The 3,673-nt window shown below is 64.3% G+C and carries 5 protein-coding genes; 3 read left to right on the top strand and 2 right to left on the bottom strand.

What is annotated here, in order from left to right; all coding sequences use genetic code 11:
- A partial coding sequence (locus DWA01_RS15290) for a VOC family protein (RefSeq protein ID WP_136057765.1) occupies nucleotides 1–590 on the top strand: 590 nt, incomplete at its 5' end.
- Entirely contained in the window at nucleotides 587–1,186 is a 600-nt protein-coding gene (locus DWA01_RS15285) for a GNAT family N-acetyltransferase (RefSeq protein ID WP_235008571.1), read from the top strand. The genes DWA01_RS15290 and DWA01_RS15285, both read left to right, overlap by 4 nt.
- Nucleotides 1,187–1,378: 192 nt before the next feature.
- Here the strand turns inward: DWA01_RS15285 and DWA01_RS15280 are convergent, their stop codons facing one another.
- Together DWA01_RS15280 and DWA01_RS15275 are read right to left on the bottom strand one after the other, a co-directional pair.
- A complete protein-coding gene (locus tag DWA01_RS15280) occupies nucleotides 1,379–2,503 on the bottom strand; it encodes an NAD(P)/FAD-dependent oxidoreductase (RefSeq protein ID WP_114286681.1) in 1,125 nt (374 codons plus the stop codon).
- A 76-nt stretch (nucleotides 2,504–2,579) separates the two neighbouring features.
- Nucleotides 2,580–3,326, bottom strand: a complete 747-nt coding sequence (locus tag DWA01_RS15275) for a DUF1013 domain-containing protein (RefSeq protein ID WP_114286679.1) — start codon at nucleotides 3,324–3,326, stop codon at nucleotides 2,580–2,582.
- 156 nt (nucleotides 3,327–3,482) lie between these two features.
- On the opposite strand from DWA01_RS15275, the gene DWA01_RS23665 reads away from it, so the two are divergent.
- Nucleotides 3,483–3,673, top strand: a 191-nt coding sequence (locus DWA01_RS23665) for a hypothetical protein (RefSeq protein ID WP_235008570.1), incomplete at its 3' end; no start/stop codon positions are given.

Raw genomic sequence — 3,673 nt, 5'->3', positions numbered from 1 at the left:
TCACAGCACCGACACTGCAGTCCGGGATAGACTATGTGCGCCACAGGCTCGGCGTTGACATCCCGGCGGGCGGGACGCACGCGCGCATGGGCACCCACAACCACCTGATGGCGCTGGGACCCGACTGCTACCTGGAAGTGATCTGCCCGGACCCCGCCGCGCCAAAGCCTGCGCATGCGCGCTGGTTCGGCCTGGACAACCCGCCCCACAATCCCGGACTCGCCCACTGGATCGTTTCCAGCAGCGACATCGCGCAGACGCTCGCGCAGGCCCCGGCGCAATCCGGCCCGGCCCTGGCCATGTCGCGCGGCGCGCTGAACTGGCTGATCTCGGTACCTGAGGATGGCAGCCTGCCTTTTGACGGTGCCTGCCCGTCCTTTATCCAGTGGCCGGCGGGCACCCATCCGGCGGCAAACATGGCGGACCTCGGCTGCCGGCTGACCCGGCTGGTGATCGAACACCCTCTCGCCGATGAGTTCAGCCCCGCGCTCGCCGACCTGAAAGATCCGCGCATCCGCATCACCGCCGGCCCGCATAGTCGCCTGCGCGCTGAATTTGACACCCCGTCCGGCCAGAGGATCCTGGAGTGAGCTCCCCTATGAACTCCGTAGCGAAATCCCCGCTGAAACCCACCATGACATCTGCCGCGGATCCGCAGCTGATCCGCGAAATCCCCACGCTCAGCACCGACCGGCTGATCCTGCGCCCCAGCCGCCTGGACGATTTTGCCGGCATGTGCGCGCTTTGGGCAGACCCGGACGTGGTGCGCCATATCTCCGGCACCCCATCCACACCGGACGTCACCTGGGCACGGCTGCTGCGTCGCGCCGGCCACTGGCAGATGCTGGGCTGGGGTGGCTGGGCGGTTGAGCTGCGCGCCAGCGGGGAATTCATCGGCGAGGTTGGTTTTGGCGACTACCAGCGCGACATCACCCCCGCTCTCGGGCTGCGTCCCGAAGCGGGCTGGCTGCTGCTGCCGCAACATCACGGTCTGGGCCTGGCGACCGAAGCGGTACTGGCGGCCCTCGCCTGGGCGGACGCGCATTTTGATCAGCCCACCGTCTGCCTGATTGATCCCCCCAATCACGCCTCGGTCCGGCTGGCAAAACGTGTCGGCTATGTGGATACGGTGGAAACCGAATTCCGTGGCGAACCCTGCCTGATCATGGAGCGCCCCTGCCAATAGCGCCCGGACGGCCGCCGCGGGAATCCGGCCCCGTCATTCGCACATGATATCGGCACAGGAGAGCGGCCCTGGAGGGTGGCGCCGGCGGGTGGCACCGGATTAAGGCGCGGCAACTGGCCGCTGCCGCGACCTGCCCAGGCCGGTTTGGCCGACAGCGGAAAAACAGTCACTGTTTCAGGCGTTTTACCCGCCTCAAAGCAAAGCCGCCTCATACCCGGCATCGCCCTGCCCCAGCAGAATCTGCCCGGCAATGCGCCCCAGCTCGTCAGCGTTTTTCGCAGCCTTGCCGCAACCGCCGCAAGCCACGCTCACCCGCTCAGACAGCTGTTTCAGGACCGGCAACGTGTTGGCGCTGTAACTGACCACACAGGCGTCGCGGTAAATCGACTTCACCGCCACCCCCGGCATCAGCGCGCGGAACTCAGTCTCGGACTGTGCCGAGACCGCCTCAGAGCCGCCGGAGCGGAACCAGTCGCCGATGGCAGCACCGCTGACCTCAACATCCTCAGGCTCGCCGCCCAGCTTCAGATAAGGCTTGCCGTCGGAATAGCGCACCGGCGGCAACAGATAAGTCTCGTGCCCGTCCGGGTGAAAGCGGATCAGGGAGGGCTGTGCCGCCAGTTCAGCGGCCTGGGCATCAGACACTTCAAACAGGGTGATGGTGCGGGCCAGCACCCGCAGATCCACGTCCACCAGCTGCGGGCTGAAACCGCCTGCCGCCACCAGCACCCGGTCGGCGGCGAGCGTTTCGCCCGCCAGCCGGATCAACACGCCTTCGCCGCCCTCTTCCAGCCCCAGCACCTCGGCATCCAGGATCCGGGCCCCCGCGTGGCTCGCCGCCACGCCCTGGGCCCGCACCATGGCGCGCGGGTTGATCCAGCCAGCCTCCTGCGCTTCAAAATACCCCAGGGTGTCCGGCGCAAACTGAAAATACGGGAACCGCGCCGCCAGCGCCGCCGCCTCCAGCTTTTCTGCCGCCACACCAGCGTTGCGCTGCACCGCACCCACCGCTTCAATCCTGCCACCTGCCGCGCCCGTCAACAATGCGCCGACCGGATGGTAAAACGGCACCCCGCTGACCCGCTCAAGAGCGCGGTAGCGGGCAATTGAGGCGCGGCTGACCGCGCTCCAGAACGGATCCTCATCCAGACCCCGGGTGATGCGCGCCTGATCATAATGCGACGCAAACACGCCGCGATGGCTGGCTTTTTCACCCGGCTCAGAGGGGCCCACCAGCAGCACCTCATGCCCGGCCAGCGCCAGATGCCGCGCCGCCGCTGAACCAATCAGTCCGCGTCCGACCACCACAATACGCATATCTGCCTCCCAAAGAAAAACCCCGGCGACCAGCAAAGGCCCCGGGGTTCACTCTTTCAAAGATCAGCGCCAGAAATCAAGGCTGCTCGTCTTCGTCATCATTTTTGTCTTCCGGCAGACTAAAGAAACTGTCCGCATCTGGCAGCGCTTCTTCTTTCTCGACTTCACCGCCAAGGGTAAAGGTCTCCAGCCCCGAAAGCGCGACCGGCGCAAGCGGTTCCGGCTCGCTCAGGCCCAGCGACTGTTCGGTGGACAGCAGCTTGCGCCGCTCATCGTCCGACATATGCCCGCCTTCAGCCGCTTTTTTCGCCGCTGCCTTGTTCACCGCCAGATCAAGCTCAGACTGTTTACACAGACCAAGCGCCACCGGATCAATCGGCTGAATGTTGGAAATATTCCAGTGGGTGCGCTCGCGGATTGCCTGAATCGTCGGCTTGGTGGTGCCCACCAGCTTGCTGACCTGGGCGTCGGACAATTCGGGGTGGAATTTCACCAGCCACAGGATCGAGGCCGGGCGGTCCTGGCGTTTGGACAGCGGCGTATAACGTGGCCCACGGCGTTTTTCTTCGCCCGCAGCCGCCGCATAAAATTTCAGCTTCAGCTTGTGCAGCGGTGATTTTTCACCGGCCTGAATTTCTTCGTGGGTCAGCTGGTTGTTCGAAATCGGGTCAAAGCCTTTGACCCCGGTCGCCACATCCCCGTCGGCAATGCCCTGGACCTCCAGCTCATGCAGGTCGCAGAAATCCGCAATCTGTTTAAAGCTGAGTGTCGTGTTATCGACCAGCCACACGGCGGTCGCCTTTGCCATAATCGGTTTAGCCATCGTAACTCTCCTTGAGCCTAATACTCCCGATTACCGGGGAAAACCAAGTGATCCAACAGGATCGTGACCGCGATTTCGGGGAAGTTACCCCGTGTATAGTCGGCCTTTGCCACAAGGAAAAGAGAAAATGCGCAAACACCTTATACTGTTGATCACATGACCATCACGTCCCTGGCACTGCTGCCGGCTCAGGCCGCTATCTCCCGGGCCACGCTGGCGTTCTGCGCCGGATTTGACCAGGTGATTCCTGCCTGCCCCGATGCGCCGCCCCCGGCTGACCCGGGCCACATACCCGGAAAGCAGCACCGCATGCGCCCCCCGCATGCGGTGCTGCTTTCCGGGTATGT

Source organism: Candidatus Halocynthiibacter alkanivorans (genome assembly GCF_003333265.1).
GTDB lineage: Bacteria > Pseudomonadota > Alphaproteobacteria > Rhodobacterales > Rhodobacteraceae > Halocyntiibacter_A > Halocyntiibacter_A alkanivorans.
Note: the sequence above shows the minus strand (reverse complement) of the source record. Positions and strands in the feature narration are given on the sequence as shown.

Excerpts from the sequence above, each read along its gene's own strand:
- DWA01_RS15275 (WP_114286679.1), bottom strand. The coding sequence starts at position 3,326 with ATGGCTAAACCGATTATGGCAAAGGCGACCGCCGTGTGGCTGGTCGAT.
- DWA01_RS15280 (WP_114286681.1), bottom strand. The coding sequence starts at position 2,503 with ATGCGTATTGTGGTGGTCGGACGCGGACTGATTGGTTCAGCGGCGGCG.